This window comes from uncultured Methanobrevibacter sp. (assembly GCF_937881195.1).
Taxonomy (GTDB): Archaea; Methanobacteriota; Methanobacteria; order Methanobacteriales; family Methanobacteriaceae; genus Methanobinarius.
Genome location: NZ_CALGFC010000041.1, coordinates 1 through 15,825 on the forward strand (window position 1 = coordinate 1; position 15,825 = coordinate 15,825).

At 24.9% G+C, this 15,825-nt stretch carries 11 protein-coding genes; 4 read left to right on the forward strand and 7 right to left on the reverse strand.

Annotation, left to right across the window (positions count from 1 at the left end; all coding sequences use genetic code 11):
- Positions 1 to 232: 232 nt before the first annotated feature.
- Together Q0087_RS06325 and Q0087_RS06330 are read right to left on the reverse strand one after the other, a co-directional pair.
- On the reverse strand, positions 233 to 1,519 hold the full coding sequence (locus Q0087_RS06325; RefSeq protein WP_297898846.1) for a hypothetical protein: 1,287 nt from the start codon (positions 1,517 to 1,519) through the stop codon (positions 233 to 235).
- Positions 1,520 to 2,242: 723 nt separating this feature from the next.
- Positions 2,243 to 3,253 (reverse strand): TRC40/GET3/ArsA family transport-energizing ATPase, encoded by a 1,011-nt coding sequence (locus Q0087_RS06330; protein WP_297898845.1) that lies wholly within the window; start codon positions 3,251 to 3,253, stop codon positions 2,243 to 2,245.
- Positions 3,254 to 3,738: 485 nt separating this feature from the next.
- On the opposite strand from Q0087_RS06330, the gene Q0087_RS06335 reads away from it, so the two are divergent.
- From Q0087_RS06335 to leuS, 3 genes are all read left to right on the forward strand, one after another.
- Positions 3,739 to 4,548 (forward strand): NAD+ synthase, encoded by an 810-nt coding sequence (locus Q0087_RS06335; protein WP_297898844.1) that lies wholly within the window; start codon positions 3,739 to 3,741, stop codon positions 4,546 to 4,548.
- 101 nt (positions 4,549 to 4,649) lie between these two features.
- Positions 4,650 to 4,991 (forward strand): divalent-cation tolerance protein CutA, encoded by a 342-nt coding sequence (cutA, locus tag Q0087_RS06340; protein WP_297898843.1) that lies wholly within the window; start codon positions 4,650 to 4,652, stop codon positions 4,989 to 4,991.
- A gap of 397 nt (positions 4,992 to 5,388) precedes the next feature.
- Positions 5,389 to 8,442: a leucine--tRNA ligase gene (leuS, locus tag Q0087_RS06345; RefSeq protein ID WP_297898842.1), complete on the forward strand. Its 3,054-nt coding sequence runs from the start codon at positions 5,389 to 5,391 to the stop codon at positions 8,440 to 8,442.
- A 271-nt stretch (positions 8,443 to 8,713) separates the two neighbouring features.
- Here the strand turns inward: leuS and Q0087_RS06350 are convergent, their stop codons facing one another.
- Together Q0087_RS06350 and Q0087_RS06355 are read right to left on the reverse strand one after the other, a co-directional pair.
- The gene (locus Q0087_RS06350) at positions 8,714 to 9,349 is read right to left on the reverse strand and encodes a cobalt-precorrin-7 (C(5))-methyltransferase (protein WP_297898841.1); all 636 of its coding nucleotides are present in this window, start codon (positions 9,347 to 9,349) and stop codon (positions 8,714 to 8,716) included.
- A gap of 90 nt (positions 9,350 to 9,439) precedes the next feature.
- A complete protein-coding gene (locus Q0087_RS06355; RefSeq protein ID WP_297898840.1) occupies positions 9,440 to 11,623 on the reverse strand; it encodes a phage holin family protein in 2,184 nt (727 codons plus the stop codon).
- Between the two features lie 499 nt (positions 11,624 to 12,122).
- Here Q0087_RS06355 and Q0087_RS06360 point away from each other — a divergent pair, with 499 nt between their 5' ends.
- Complete coding sequence (locus Q0087_RS06360) at positions 12,123 to 13,310, forward strand: redox-regulated ATPase YchF (RefSeq protein ID WP_297898839.1); 1,188 nt, start codon at positions 12,123 to 12,125, stop codon at positions 13,308 to 13,310.
- A gap of 133 nt (positions 13,311 to 13,443) precedes the next feature.
- Here Q0087_RS06360 and Q0087_RS06365 read toward each other — a convergent pair whose 3' ends face one another.
- The 3 genes from Q0087_RS06365 to Q0087_RS06375 are packed head-to-tail and all read right to left on the reverse strand — an operon-like array spanning position 13,444 to position 15,334.
- Positions 13,444 to 14,115, reverse strand: a complete 672-nt coding sequence (locus Q0087_RS06365) for a class I SAM-dependent methyltransferase (RefSeq protein WP_297898847.1) — start codon at positions 14,113 to 14,115, stop codon at positions 13,444 to 13,446.
- A 21-nt stretch (positions 14,116 to 14,136) separates the two neighbouring features.
- Positions 14,137 to 14,703, reverse strand: coding sequence for a GNAT family N-acetyltransferase (locus Q0087_RS06370; RefSeq protein WP_297898838.1), 567 nt, complete (start codon positions 14,701 to 14,703; stop codon positions 14,137 to 14,139).
- A gap of 58 nt (positions 14,704 to 14,761) precedes the next feature.
- Positions 14,762 to 15,334 (reverse strand): DUF4240 domain-containing protein, encoded by a 573-nt coding sequence (locus Q0087_RS06375; RefSeq protein WP_297898837.1) that lies wholly within the window; start codon positions 15,332 to 15,334, stop codon positions 14,762 to 14,764.
- Between the last annotated feature and the right edge of the window lie 491 nt (positions 15,335 to 15,825).

Consider the following 15,825-nt stretch of genomic DNA (forward strand, 5'->3'; position numbering starts at 1 on the left):
ATTAGAAATAGTTTAATTAGAAATAGTTTAATTAGAAATAGTTTAATTAGAAATAATTTGATTAGAAATAATATAATTAAAAATAGACTAATTAAAAATAGAATAAAGATAAGCAAAAACAAAATAAAAATAATTAAAAATAAAAAAATAGAATTAGAAATAAATTAAAAATATTTGAGATAAATTAAAAAATTAAATAAATATAAATAGATTTTAAAATTTAATTTAAAATCTAAAGACTTAATTTATCTACTTGTGCTATTAATTGTTTAATATATTTTAATGTCACGCTGCTAGTTTCATAATAATATGTTTCATAGACTATTGTTTTAATACCTGCTCTTACTAATGGTTCAGTACAATATTGAGGGCTTGTTTGAGAGCTAGGATAATAATAGTCAAGTCCTGGAATATTTTTAATTATTTTTTTCGCGATTATTAATGAATTCTTATTTTTCGCTGGAGCAAATATGAAATTTGTTTTTTGGTAGTTTCCGCCTTTTGTTCCCAGATTAGAATGTACATCAACAACTAAATTGTATTTATTCAACTTGATATTTGGGAGAATATATTTTTGAGCAAGTTTCTGACCATTCATCCTTCCATCAGTATAATCTTTAGGATTTTTAGTAACTGTTACTTTATAAATGTAATATGCATATTTTAAATTTTTATAACTTGTTAAAGTCTTATAAAGAGCAGTATGTGCTTTATTTTCTAAAGGGTGCATTCCTATAATATATGCTATTTTTATTTTAGAATCAACATTACCATAAGGACCTATTAGCTCTACATATCCAAGGTCATTTTTTCCTAATAATTTACTTAATGGTTTGTTTCTATCATAATATGGCAGATAGCTGTTTATAGGATTAGCTGATTTTATATCTATAGTCACATAGTATGGAAGTTTAGTTCCTGTTTTACTTAATGCTTTTGCAAATAAATAGATATTAGTTTGATATTGTATCTTATTTCCACCAGCACTTGTTAAATAGTTTGGAGCCTTTTTATATCTGTCCATATATTTGATTATTTTATTAGCATAAATAGAATAATAATATGAATAAATATTTCCTCTTACCCATGTTCCTGATGCCTTACTTGGGTTTTTAAGATTATACTTAACAATAATACTAGATTTTATCTTACTATTTTTATAGCTAATAGTTTTTGACATTAAATAATAAAATTCTGGCATTGAAAATTTATATCCTTTAATAGTAACATAATTTGGTAATTTTTTGTATTTATCAGCATAAGCTTTAAGATTTTTTGAAGCAGCGATAACACTACTTTGTGAAACTTTTGAAGGCTTAGCAGCTGTTTTTACAGAAGTATTTGAGTTATCTACACTAGAGTTTGATCCTCCAGAGGTATTATTTGTCAAATTGGTTGTTACATTATTATTACTATTATTTCCTCCTAATCCATCTTCTGCACACACGAAACTTACAGATAAGAATAGTGTTGCTAAAATAAGTGATATGATCAGAATTCCTTTTTTCATATTGCTCATCAGCTACCCTCTAATTACTACATTATAATATAATTTAGTATAATTTAACATACTATTAATTTAATTTAGTATAATTTAATATACTATTAATTTCATTTTTTAATAATCTTAATTTATATTAATTTCAATTTATATTGATTTTATAATATTAATATTATAATATTAATTCTATTTTTTAATAATTCCAGCTTATTATTAATTTTATATTAATCTTATTTTTTAGTAATTCCATTTTATATTAATTTTATATTAATTTTATTTTAATTATATTTTTAATAATATTTTTATTTTAATAAAAATCATATAGTCTAAATATAATTTAAGCTAATTTTTTAAAAAAAAATATAATCAATTTTTAAAAGAAACATTGTAATTAATTTTTGAATTAATTAATGGATAATCAATTTTTAAAAGAAACATAAAACTAATTTTTAAAAAGATATTTTTAATATTTATAATTTTTTTAGTATACTATTTATAATTTTTTAGTATATTATTTATTATTTATTTAGTATATAATATTATATATAATATTAGTTCTTATATTATAAAAATATTTTTAATATATTAAAGTTAATTTTAATATATTTTTAATTTAAATATTTAATATAATTTAGACAATTATATAATAATATTATAATTTACCCCAATTTCTAATTCTTAGATTGTTTATTCTAATTCTTTTAAAATTTAAAATAAGTTTATTTAACCATTTTAAACTTATTAAAGAAGTATGGCGTCTTTTTCAACATCTTCTGGAGTTTTTCCTTCATAAAGAACTTCAGCAACTTCTTCTAATTTTTTTATTCCTTTAACTTCTTCTTTAAATAATGGAATTTCTGCTATTGTTTGATGTGAGAACTTTTGTCTTATTAAAGCAAGTCTTTTTTGTTGTATTTTATGTCTGGACTGGCAAAAATCACAGTTTTCAATGTCTGGCATGATTTGGTTTACAACAACTCCATCAACAGTCATATTATTTTTTGCTAATGATTCCATAGCTCTATCAGATTCATATATTGACATTTCTTCTGGAATTACAACCATTTTGAATGTTGTTCTTTCGGGATCAGACATTACTTTCTTCGCTTCATCAATTCTTCTTTTGGTTTCTTCTAATTCGGCAGTTGACTGAATATCATTTCCATCATCACCCATAAACGGAATTAGATTTTTAAAGGTATTAGCTACTCCACCAAGTTTAGTTCTCACTTTAATCATTTTACCGACCCAGGAATCCATCAAATCTGGGAATGAAAGGAGTCTAAGTGTGTGACCTGTTGGTGCTGTGTCGAATACTACAACATCATATTCATTAGTAGTCATTACTTGAAGAAAAACTTCAAATGCAGCTGCTTCATCAGCACCTGGAGAAGAAGAAGCAAGATCTAATTGATCTCCTAATAAATCTAATCCCATGGCTTGTTCACCAGTAGCTAAACTTTTTTTACTTTCAAGTTCTGCTTGTTGTTGTTCCATGGCCATTTCAGGATCAATTTCTACTGCATATAAATTAGACATAATTAATGTTGGAGAATGACCAATTGGTGCTTCAAGTGAGTCTGAAAGGGAATGTGCTGGATCAGTAGATACAACTAATGTTTTTTTCCCTTGTTTGGCCATCCAAATTGCAGTAGCTGCAGATATGGATGTTTTTCCAACTCCTCCTTTTCCGCCTACAAATACAAATGTTGTTTGGCCATTTTTAAATTTGAATAAATCTTTAAATTTCATTATAATTCCTCTAAATAATTTTTTTAATTTATCTTTTCTATTTTATTTTTAATTCCTTTGTTATAAATTTTTATGATAATATAGTTTCCTTATTAAATATTTTTTTATTAAGTTTTTTATTAAGTTTTTTATTAAATTTTTTTATAAATTTTCTAAAAGTAATTTTTATTAGTTAAGTTAAATAGATTTATAATATATAAAATGTTTTAAATTTAAAATTATTTCAATATCAAATTATCTTAGTTTCAAATTTATAATTATTTTAATTTAATTATTAATTTCAAACTCTTTAGAATTTTTATACTTTTCAGTAATAAACTTTTCTAAATCGACTAAAAATTAAAAAATAGAAAATAAAATAGAAAAGATAAATTAAAAAATAGAAAATAAAAAATAGAAATTTGAAAACTAAGATTTAAAAATCTAAGAATTTAAATTTAAAAATTGAAATAATTTGTAATTATAATATAAATTTTCGTGATTATATGAAGTTTCCAGAAATCGATTCAGAATTAGTTAAAGATGAAATAACTACTTTTATAAAAAATATATTAGATAAAGCGGGTGCAGATGGAATTGTAATTGGTTTGAGTGGAGGGATTGATTCAAGTGTCGTAGCTTTTCTTTTAAAAGAAGCTATTGGTAAAAATAATGTTTATTCTTATCATTTACATAGTTCCACTACTCCAAAAGAGGATACAGAACATGCACGAGCTATGTCTAAATTATTAGATATTGATTACAAAGAAATAAATATAGATACTATAACTAATGAATTTTTGAGTTTAGCTAAAGATGATAATGCTTCAGATATTTCAGAAGATCTTGCTAGTGAAGGTAATCTTAAAGCAAGAATTAGGATGACTATGTTGTATTATTTTGCAAATATGAAAAATTGTCTGGTAGCTGGAACTGGTAACAAAAGTGAATTATTAATAGGTTATTTTACTAAATATGGTGATGGTGCTTGCGATTTTGAACCAATAGGGGATATATATAAAACACAACTGCGAAAATTAGCTAAAGAATGGAATATTCCAGATGAAATTATAGATAAACCTCCAAGAGCTGGACTATGGATAGGTCAGACTGATGAAGATGAAATTGGTTTAACTTACGATGTTTTAGATAAATTATTATATCTTTTAATAGATAAACAATTAGAAGATGTGGATATTTTAGAAGAAGTGAATATTTCTAAATTAACTCTTGTTGATTTGAAAAATAGAATTAATAATAATGAACATAAGTTAGAATTTCCCCCAAGTCCTTTTGAAGAAAAAAAGCTATTTTAAACCTATCAAAAATATATTTTTTATTTATATTTTATTTAATAATTTTATTTAATAATCTTATTTAAAAATTTTATTTATATAATTTTATTTAAAAATTTTATTTGAATGAGTATGATTTAGTTTGTGATAATTTGATGGCATTAATTTATGTTACTACAAGTAATGAGGAAGAAGCTATAAAAATTGGAAAATTAGTCGTAGAAAAAAGATTAGCTGCCTGTTCTAATATAGTTTCTAATATGAAATCCATATATTGGTGGGAAGGAAACCTTGAAGAGGATAATGAGGCTATTTTACTTCTTAAAACAATAGAAAAAAATGTCGATGAGATAATAGATTTTATTAAGGGCATACATAGCTATGATAATCCATGTATTTTAGCTATTCCTATTTCTAATGTTTCTAAAAACTATTTAAAATGGGTAAAAGATGAAATTAATTAATATTATTCATTTTTATTATTATTTTATCATATAAGTAAATAATATAAGTAAATATAAGTAAATATAATATAACATATTATATTGTAATTAATACTTTAATTAATATTTTAATCAATATTTTAATCAATATTTTAATTAATATTTTAATTAATATTTTAATTAATTAGTTTTATTGATATTTTATCTAATTAAGATAGTTTATCTAATTATTCTATAACATTTTATTTAATTAGGATACTTTATCTAATTATTCTATTAGTATTGTTTAATTAGGATGCTTTATCTAATTATTCTATTACTATTTTATCTAATTAGGATACTTTATCTAATTAGTTTCATTAATATTTTAATTTATGTTTAATTCAATGATTATATTCAATTTATATCTGGTGATTAAGTGAGTAAAGAGATAGAAAAGAAATGGCAAGAAAAATGGAAGGAATCAAAGCTATTTCAGTCAGATCATGATGAAAGAAAAAAAATATTTTTAACAGTAGCTTATCCTTATCCAAGTGGGGCCATGCATATTGGGCATGGAAGAACATATACGGTTCCCGATGTTTACGCAAGATTTAAAAGAATGCAGGGCTATAATGTATTGTTTCCTATGGGATGGCATGTAACTGGGGCTCCAGTAATTGGAATCGCTAGTAGGATAAAGGATAAAGACCCTTGGACACTTGATTTATATGAAAATGTCCATAAGGTTCCTAAAAATGAGATTTCAAAACTCGAAGATCCAGAATATATTGTAAAATATTTCAGTACAGAGTATCATAATGTTATGGATGACATGGGTTATTCAATAGATTGGAGAAGAGAGTTTAGGACTACAGATCCTACTTATAAAAAATTTATCGAATGGCAAATAAAAAAATTAAAAAAGATGGATTTAATAAGAAAAGGAAATCATCCTGTTAAATATTGTCCACATTGTGATAACCCAGTTGGAGATCATGATCTTTTAGAAGGAGAAGGAGTTGGAGTAAATGAATTAACCCTTCTAAAATTTAAAATAATTGAAAAAAATGATAATGATACTAATAAAGACAATGGGGATAATATTAACACTGCAAATAATGTTAAATATCTAGTTCCAGCTACATTCAGACCAGAAACTATCTATGGTTCTACTAACTTATGGCTGAATCCTAATGTTGAGTATATTCAAGTGACTAGTGATGATTCTGAAAATGGTACTAATGGAGAAACATGGTTAATAAGCAAAGAATCTTTCGATAACATTTCAAATCAAATAAAGGATTTAAAAATATTAGGGGATATTGATCCAGAAACATTAATAGGAGCTCATATTGAAAATCCTGTAACTAAAGATCACCATCCAATTTTACCAGCTAGTTTTGTTGATCCAGAATATGGTAGTGGTTCAGTATTTTCTGTTCCTGGTCATGCTCCTGCAGATTATATAGCTCTCGAAGATTTAAAAAATAATAAAGAATTAATAGAAAAATATTCATTAAAGGATATTGTAAATAAAATAGAACCTTTAAATGTTGTAACTATCAAAAAATATAGTGAAATACCTGCTAAAGATGTAATAGAAAGATTAAATGTTAAGAATCAAGAAGATCCTAAATTAGAAGAAGCTACAAATGAACTATACAAAGTTGAACATTCTAAAGGGATTATTAGTAAACATATTCCTATTTATTCTGGTGAACGTGTATCCATTGCTCGTGAAAATATTAAAAAGGATATGATATCTAAAAACCAAGCTACTATTATGTATGATTTTGCAGAACATCCAGTAATATGTAGATGTGGTACAAAATGTGTAGTTAAAATAATGGATAATCAATGGTTTCTTAAATATTCTGATGAAGAATGGAAAGATGAAACAAGAAAGTTACTTAGAAATGAAAACATAATTCCTGCAGAGGTCAGATCAAATCTTGAGTATTATATTGGTTGGTTAGAAGATTGGGCTTGTTCTAGAAGAATTGGTCTTGGAACTAAATTACCTTGGGATAAACAATGGTTAATAGAGCCATTAACTGATTCTACAATTTATATGTCTTATTACACTATAGCTAAATACTTAAAAGATATTAATTCTGAAGATTTAAATGATGCATTTTTTGAAAAAATATTTTTTGACAATGATATAAATATTGATACTATTGATAAAACTCAATTAAATTCAATTGGTGCTAATATTGATGATTTCAGACTCAAAGTTGATGAAGATATTATTAATGAGATTCAAAATGAGTTCAGCTATTGGTATCCATTAGATTGGAGACTTTCAGCTAAAGATTTAGTTGGAAATCATTTAAGCTTTCATATGTTTCATCATGCAGCTATTTTCCCTCCTGAAAACTGGCCACAGGGTATGGTTGTATTTGGAATGGGCTTACTTGAAGGCAACAAAATGTCTTCTTCTAAAGGAAATGTTATACTTCTTAGTGATGCAATAAATGAATATGGTGCAGATGTAGTAAGATTATTTTTAATGTCTTCAGCTGAACCATGGCAAGACTTTGATTGGAGAGAAAAAGAAGTTGTCGGTACAAAAAGGCGCCTTGACTGGTTTTTCGAGTTTGCAGAAAAGATAGAATCAATTAAAATGAATAAAAATAAATCGTCTTTAGATTTAAGCAATATTGAAAGGGTTGATTTAACTAGAAAAATCGATCTTTGGATGATGAATCAATTGTATATTCGGATAAATGATGCAACTACTGCACTTGAAGGTTTCCAAACAAGAAAAGCACTTCAAGATTCTCTTTTCCTACTTAAAAAAGATGTTGATCATTATATGTATCGTACAAAACATTTATTAGAAGATCCAGATGAAGCTCTTATATTTGTTCTATCTTCCATATTAGAATCTTGGATTAGAATTCTTTCACCTTTCACTCCACATAGCTGTGAAGAATTATGGGCTAAATATGGTGGTGAAGGATTTGTATCTGAAGCTGAATGGCCAATCAAATATCAATATTTCCCAATGAAATGTACTCCAACATTAAATCTAAAAGTAGATAGCTGTATACCAAGTGAAGTAATAGAAAAATCTGAAGAAATGGTTCAATCTATTGTAAAAGATATAAATGAAATTAAAAAAATTGTTGATGTTACTCCTGAGAAGATTCATGTTTATTTAGCTCCTGATTGGAAATGGATGTTATATAGAATAGCTGATGATGTTGGAAAACCAGACATTGGTCAAATTATGGGCAGAGCTATTGGTGAAAATATTCATGACAATAAAAAAGAAATAGCTGAAGTTGCTAAAAAAGTTGGTCGTGAAATGACAAAAACAAGATATATTGGTAAAATTGATGAATATGAAGTTTTATCTGATGCTTTAGATTTTATATCTGAAGAAGTAGGTTCTGAAGTTATTATTCACAAAGATAATAGCTATGACCCACAAAATAAGGCTAGAAATGCAATGCCTTATAAACCAGCCTTGTTTATGGAATAATTTTATTATTATTCCTTTATTATTCCTTTATTATTCCTTTATTATTCTTTTATTATTTCTTTATTATTTCTTCACTGTTTCTTTAATATTCATTTATTTTTAATCTTTTATTTTTACTTTTTTGTTTTTAAATTTACTCTTTTATTTTCATTTTCAATTTTATTTTCTTATTTTAATTTGCACTGTTAATAATTTTATTTTTTAGATTTAAGATTATTTTTTAATATTATTTTTTAATATTATTTTTATAAAAATTATAATTTATTAATAATTAGTAAATTATCATAACGCACATATAACTAAAATCACTATTCAAAACTTCTTTTAAAGTAGTTGTAACAATTCTTTCATCAGGATAACTTAATTTTTCACATATTGTGATTTTTCTATTTTCATCTACATTGTTATCGATTAAAAACTTAGCCATATCTTTTACACTTTTTGATGGCAGTGCGATTGTAGGAAGTCCATTATCAATAACATTTAAAATATATGAAATTTCTTCTCTACCATGGAATGTCATTATATTTGCTTCATCCCAGGATATTTTATTTTTAGCTGCAGCTAATTGCAATGAGCTAATTCCTGGTATCACTTCTATATTTTCATAATTAAAATTTTTACTTTTAGCAATTTTTTTTATAGTTTTTAAGACTCCTGAAAATCCAGGATCGCCAGTTGAGAGTATACAAACTTTTTTTCCTTCTATTGATAAATCAATTGCTTCTTCCAATTTTTCTTGAAGATCTTTTACATTTAGCCCTATTGTTTCCTTAATATCATCGAAAATGTCAATAGCTCTCCAACTTCCAACAACGATATCTGCATTTTGTACTGTTTTTTTTGCTTTTTCAGTAATATAATCTTTAGAACCTGGCCCTATACCAACAATAAATAATTTTGTCATTTTTTAACCTATATCTATTTTATAATCTCTTGAATAATTTATTGAACCTATTATTTTCATTATTTTCATTATTATTTGATATATCTTAAATTATATATCATTATATTGGTCATGAATGTAATTATAATTTTTTTTAATAAGTTTGTGGATGTTTTCAGCACCAACAATATCTTCATCTTCTACTTTCCATTCAGAGGGATACATAATAAATGGTTTAGTTTGTGTTCCTCCAAGACCACCATGACTACCAACTAACTCTTCGAATGCTGCAACTTCATCATTATCTTTATCATATAAACTGTTTACCAAAATATCTGGAACATATTTGAAATTATTTGTTCTAAGAAGATGTTTTCTAGCATTGGATCCAAAATCTTTTAAAGGATTGTTTCCTTCGATTTTGTCTTCATCTAAGTAATATACTCCATCTTTTCCAATAGCTAATGCTCCATTTTCTTTAGAATTAACTAAAATAAAACCTACTCCTTCGTGTTGAACAAGTCCAGGGATTAATTCAGGGAATAATTCTTTTATAGTTTCATAATCCAGACGATTTTCCCATTGAGTTAAATATATCAATCCTAAATTTCCAGATGCAAGTACAATAACTTCCGCATTTTTAAGGTTTGTTTTTGATTTTTTAATGGTTGTTGATTCTGAAATTTTATAATCACTAATATACTCTAAAATATTGTCTCCTTTTGACTTAATTTTTGTTGATATTTCATCATATTTATTTTTAGCTGTTTCAGTTTTATCTCTAACAATATTTTTAACATCTGTAATTGGTGAAGTAATTACTTGGCCAAAGTGATCTTCATTGGAGGATAATTCTCCATAAACATTCATATCTTCTGGAAGTAGATTTTTTACTAAGTCTTCTAAACTTAAACCATATCTTTGTTTGAATGTGGCTCCATTACTTTGTCCATGATCTGATTGTACAACAATTTTATAAGGCCTTTTTGTGTAATTGTTTCCACCAGCTATTCTTTTAATTTGCCTATCAATACCTTTCAATGCATTAAATGAATCATTATCTCTAATTCCTGAGTGATGAGCTATTTCATCATATCCTAAATAAGTAGAGTATATTATATCAGTTTTTCCTTTAACCATATCTCCAATAATAGTTTGTGTGTTTATTTCTCTTATATATACATTAGCACAGGCTCTTACAAATAAATACATAAATCCTTTTCTAATTCTAGGCCTAATATTTTTAACTTTATGAGTTATTTGAGAAATGATTTCTTTTAAAATATCAAATACAAATAATAAAATAATACGGCCGAAATTTGAAGGATTTGAGTAAACATAATACCATGTTCGGTTGTAGAATTTTTTTATGTCATACATTTTACTGTATGTAAATAGCACATTTTCTGTATCTCCTGAAAATAAATTTGATCTACTTGATCCATTATTATAAAGGAGGCCTTTTCCATCGGATATACGTTTTTCAATTTTAGGAGCATCCATAAGCCCAGTTGAAACCATTATCTTATTATTATTTTCTTTTTCAACCCATCTGAATGCAACTATATCTTCATTATTCCCGTGCAATATCCCTGCCTGACTTGATCCAGTTTGACTAGATAAATCTGTTTCCCATTCTTTTATTTTATGGGATTTATCTTCTTTCCATTTAGCTAAAGTAGGCATATGACCTTTTTCTATTGCTTCTTCTAATATATCTTTAGCTAACCCATCTATTTCTATTATAATTAATCCTGGTTCATTAACCTGTGTGCTGTTTTCATGATTTATATTATTCTTTTCATTATAATTATCAGGGAATTGATTATAATCAACTTCTCCATTTGTAAAATAATCATCATTATATCTTATTTTTTTTCTTCTTATAATAAAATTGTAATATTCATCTTCATTGCCCAAAGTTAGTATTGAAGTTAATATTGTATGTATTACTGCTATTCCAAGAGGTACAATAATTAAAGCATATCCATCTATACTTAATGTCGGCAGGAATAGACTTATTACCCATATTACACCGGCATTCAAAAGAAGAGACCCAATACCGATGGTATATACTAAAAAAGGAAGAAAAATTCTTGCAAGTATTGGCCAAAAGAGGGCATTTATTATTTCTAAAATAACTATTACAATAATCGCTGTGTTAAATCCATCAATATTTAAACCAATAGCCATATTAGCTAATAAATATAGTACAATAATTTCTCCAACCCAAACAATCAGGGTTCTAATAAAAAATTTTATATTAGCAAATATTTTTTTAGATAAAGTGTTCATATAATTTATACTTTAATCTTTAAATTTAAATAATTTTTTAATTAAATTTTAGGTAAATAGTCATTTTTAATATATTATGGGAATTTTAGTTTATTCTAATATAAGCTATAATATAAAAAAATAATTAAAAAATAGTAATATTTCAATTATTAGCTTTTTTATCATTTTAATTTTAGTTTTTTATTTCAATAAAAAATTATTATTAGTTATAATTTAATATTGGGATATGAAAATATTTTGAAAAAGCAATGTTTAATAAGGTAATTCAATAAATTTATTAAAAAACAGTATTTTATTATTTTAATTATTTTTTTAATTATTAATTTCATCATAAATATTATTATAATATTTATCATAAAAATTTATTAAAGAATATATTTGGATTATAAAATTTATTAAAGAATATAATTCAGATTATAAAATTTATTAAAAATATTTCATATTAAAAAATATATCATATTAAAAATATCTATTTATAAAAATTAAGGAAGTCAAAAAGATGCTTCAAATTGCAGTTACAGGAAAACCAAATGTTGGTAAATCATCATTTTTTAACTCAGCTACAACATCAAAAGTTGAAATGGCAGATTACCCATTTACAACTATTGATGCAAATAAAGCTATAGCAAATGTTGTAAAACCTTGTCCTTGTGTGGATTTAAATCTTACTTGTAATCCACGAAATTCTGAATGTATTGATGGAAAAAGATATATTCATGTTGAATTAATCGATGTTGCAGGCTTAGTTCCAGGAGCACATGAAGGCAGGGGTTTAGGTAATAAATTTTTAGATGATTTAAGGCAAGCCAAAGTTTTCATTCATGTTATAGATGCTTCTGGATCTACTGATGAAGAAGGTCGCCCAGTTGATCCAGGAACTCATGATCCTCTTGAAGATATCGAATTTCTTGAATATGAAATTGTCATGTGGATGTATGGAATTTTAAATAAAAATTGGGACAGGCTTATTAGAAAAATAGAAGCAGAAAAATTAGATGTAGCTAAAGTTATATATGAACAAATGTCTGGAACTGGTGTAAGTCTCGAAGATGTTATTGAAGCAAAAAGAACAATTAATCCAGATTATCAAAAATGGGAAAAAGAAGATTTAATCTTGCTTGTAACAAACCTCAGAAAAATATCCAAGCCAATGTTAATTGTAGCTAATAAAGCAGATCTTCCAACATCTGAGGAAAATATAAAAAGAATTAAAGAAAAATACCCGGATGTTATTCCAGCATCTGCTGATAGTGAATTAGCGCTTGTTAATGCATCTAAAGCAGGTTTAATAAATTATAATCCCGGTGAGTCTAATTTTGAAATTCCTGATGAGGAAAATTTAAATAAAAATCAGTTAAATGCTTTAAACTATATCAAAGAAAATGTTTTGGATAAATATGGGAGTACTGGTGTTCAAAAAGCTATTAATACTGCTGTTTTTGAATTACTTAATATGATAGTTGTTTACCCAGTTGAGGATGAGCATAAATTTACTGATAATAATGGAAATGTCCTTCCAGATCCTATACTTATTAAAATGGGTTCAAATCCTAGAAATCTTGCATATGTTATTCATACTGATATTGGTGATAAATTTATGCATGCTGTTAACGCAAAAAAGAATATGAGGGTAGCTAGTGATTATGAATTATGTGATGGAGATATTATTAGCATTATAACTAGTTAAAATTAAATAATTTCTTTTTTATTCTTTCTATTTTTTATTCTTTAATCTTTATATATCTTCTATACATTTTTATATATCATCTATATATTTTTTATATATCTTCTATATATTTTTCATATTCATCTTTTTATATCTATTTTTTAGCCCATAATACTCCAAAGCAGTAAGCTTTATATATGCAATCAAAATTACTAAAACCTGCATTTTTTAGCCATTTTAGTTGTTTACTTACAGGAGTTCTAATATCTAGTTTTAATCTCTCAATTGCTTTTTGTTTTCCTTCTGCATCAAGATTATTAGCTATTTCAAATTGCCATTCTTCATACATATTGTTTAAATATTCTGTTTCACCAGCTATTATTTCAGCATTTACAAATAACCCATCATGATTTAACCATTGAAAAATATTGTCATATAATTCTATCTTTTTCTCATCAGGTAAATGGTGTATGGCTAAAGATGAAATAATAACATCATATTTTTTGTATTTTTCTGGTTTAAAGTCTAAAATATTTTTTAAATAGAAATTAAGATTATTATTTCCTTCAAAGCGTTTTTTTGCAATATTAAACATATCTTCAGAAATATCAACCAAATCCATTTTAGCATTAGGATATTTTTCAAGAAACATTTCAGTAAAAATACCTGTTCCAGTTCCTATCTCAAGAACCTTTGGATTAAGATTTTTAAGTTTAATACTATCTATGGCTATCCCATAAAATTCATCAAATACAGGAATTAATTTTTTTCTTTCTGAGTCATATTTTTCAGCTATTTTATTGAATTGTTTACTTACTTCTTCTATTTAAATCCCTCATTTTATAATTTATAAACTATTTGAATCGTTTTTAATTGAATATATGATTACATCATAAGATTCATTATTTTTAATAATCTTTTTTATTTTAGAATCAGTATTAAAACCTGCTTTACTTAGAATTTTTTGAGAAATAATGTTATTTTCAAATGTAGTTGCATATATGCACTCTATTTTATAATTATTAAATCCATATTTAACTATCTCTTTAATAACTGAGGTAGTAATTCCATTGTTCCAGTATTTCTCAGCTAACCAATATCCTATTTCTGCTTTTTTAATATTTTTATTAGAATTAAAACTAATGTTTTTTTCATTTTTTGAATTACAAGATAAAGATATTGAGCCAGCAGCTTCACCATTTACTTCAATTGCAAATACTTTCATAAATTCTTTTTTTGAAGTAATATTTATAAAATCTTCAGCATCTTTTTTAGAATATGGACTTGGAAATTCTTTAGTAAGCCATTTTGCAATATTTTGATTATTTGCATACTTAGTTATGGGGCAAACATCATCATTTCTAAATTTCCTAAGATTATAGTCAATATTAGTAAATTTATCGCCTGTCTTCATGGTATTATTACTTTATTTCATGTTAATTATTATTTTTAAATGCTTTATTATGCTTTTTTTACCAATATTGTTCACATAATTTTGGAACAAGCTTTCTTATGCTTTCTTCATCTTTTTTATCCCATTTTGCATCTATGTCTTCTCCAAATGATATTTCATCAACAATATTGAATATTTCTTTTGTATCTAGTTCAAATTCTCTCATTCGTTCATAATATAAATTTATATCTTCATTTGACCCTATTTTTTCGTTAAATGCCATTTGTGCAACAGATAGCATATCTTCATTTTCATAATAGTCATCTTCATAAGGCATATCTAAATCAATAATGGAGTCTGGGTTGAGAATTGCATTTAAATATGGTTCTTTTCCTCTAGAGATTAACCAACCTCTAAAAGATTTAAAACAATCCTCAGAACAACCATCATTTAAAACATAAGCTGCAGCCCATAATTTACTTTTTTCAGATTCTTTTGCATATATTTCATAAATTTTTCCAAATTTTAGTATTTCATCCTGACTATAATCAGATAATTTATTTTTCAATATTTGCATTTGTTTGTCTGTTTCCCAATCAGCTTCTTTATAAGATGTTTGGATTAATTCCCAAAATATATTCTTGTCCATCATACTTTCACTCCTTTTTATATAATTTATAACTAATCATTATTGATTTTATATATTCATATTGATAAAAAATTTTTTATAAACGATAAAAATAATAGTAAAAGGTTTTCTCATGTTATTTTTAGCTATTATTATCATTATTCTACTAAAGTTTATGTATTTTGAAATATTTAATATTTTTTATAAAAATCAGCATAGAATACTTAACATAGAAATACTATAAATATAAATCATAAAATAAGTTTTTTATCTCTAATAATTACTTTGGATTTGTTTTATTGGATATTATACTTAATATTAACTATTATTTAATAATAACTGAATTTTAGAATATTTAATAATTGATTAAAGCATTAAAAATAGTATATATAAATTAATATTTGATATGATGATAAATGAATAAATAAAAGGAATAATTAATTTAATAGATAATTTAATAGATAAATGAATAAATAAAAGGAATAATTAATTTAATAGATAATTTAATAGATAAA